This is a genomic window from Symbiobacterium sp. (assembly GCF_040797425.1).
GTDB lineage: Bacteria > Bacillota > Sulfobacillia > Symbiobacteriales > Symbiobacteriaceae > Symbiobacterium.
Window position 1 is genome coordinate 1 of sequence record NZ_JBFNEH010000143.1, and the last position, 1,031, is coordinate 1,031.

The 1,031-nt window shown below is 67.8% G+C and carries 1 pseudogene; it reads left to right on the plus strand.

The features are described 5' to 3' along the window. Positions 1–92: 92 nt before the first annotated feature. Positions 93–987: pseudogene (locus tag AB2385_RS17130) on the plus strand (IS5 family transposase). Positions 988–1,031: the final 44 nt, after the last annotated feature.

The window sequence follows — 1,031 nt, forward strand, 5'->3', positions numbered from 1 at the left end:
GACCTGCATGACGCACGCGCATGGCCGCGCGGCACTCCCGGCCTAGGGCGTGTCTGAGAATAGATGCACGAGTCAGCTGAGACCCTGGGGACATGTCCCGGTTCCAGATGCTCTCTGACACCCAATGGGAGTTGATCGCCCCGATGCTCCCGACCCGGACCGGCCGCGCCGGCAGGCCGTTCGCCGACGCCCGCACCATGGCGGAGGCGATCATCGACCGATACACGTGCGGAATCGCTTGGAGGGATCTGCCCGAGGTCTACGGGCCCTGGCAGACCGTGTGGACCTGGCATCGGCGCTTGGCCGAAGAGGGCACCTGGGACACGGTGCTGGCCACGCTGACCGCCGCCGCTGACGCCGAAGGCCTGATCGATTGGTCGGTCTCGGTGGACTCCACGATCGCCCGCGCCCACCAGCACGCGACGAACATCACCCGCCACACAGGGGGATGGATCGAACTACAAGAATCCGCGTGAGGAGCCGGCCGATCACGGCATCGGGCGCTCCCGTGGCGGGCTGAGCACGAAGATCCATCAGCTCGTCGATGGGACCGGGCTGCCGCTGGTCAGCCTGATCACCCCCGGCCAGGCAGGGGACTCCCCGATGCTGCTTCCTCTTCTGGCGCAGCTGCGCGTGACCCGGCCAGTAGGGCGGCCCCGGACCCGCCCCGAGGCCGTGCTGGGCGATAAGGCGTACTCCTCCCGGGCGATCCGCACCCACCTACGTGCCCGTGGGATCAAAGCGGTCATCCCCGAACCGGCCGACCAGCAGGGCCACCGCAGACGGCGCGGTGCCCGCGGCGGGCGCCCCGTCAGCCTCGACGCGGACGCCTACAAGGGCCGCAACGTCATCGAGCGCCAGTACGCGCACCTGAAGCAGTGGCGGGGTCTGGCGACCCGGTATGACAAGTACGCGATCATCTACAGGGCCGCTGTGGTCCTGAATGCTGTGCTCGCATGGTCAAAACGATTGTCAGACATGCCCTAAGTCTGACGCGCGACAGCAGTCCACCTTGCGATGGTGGGTGTAAG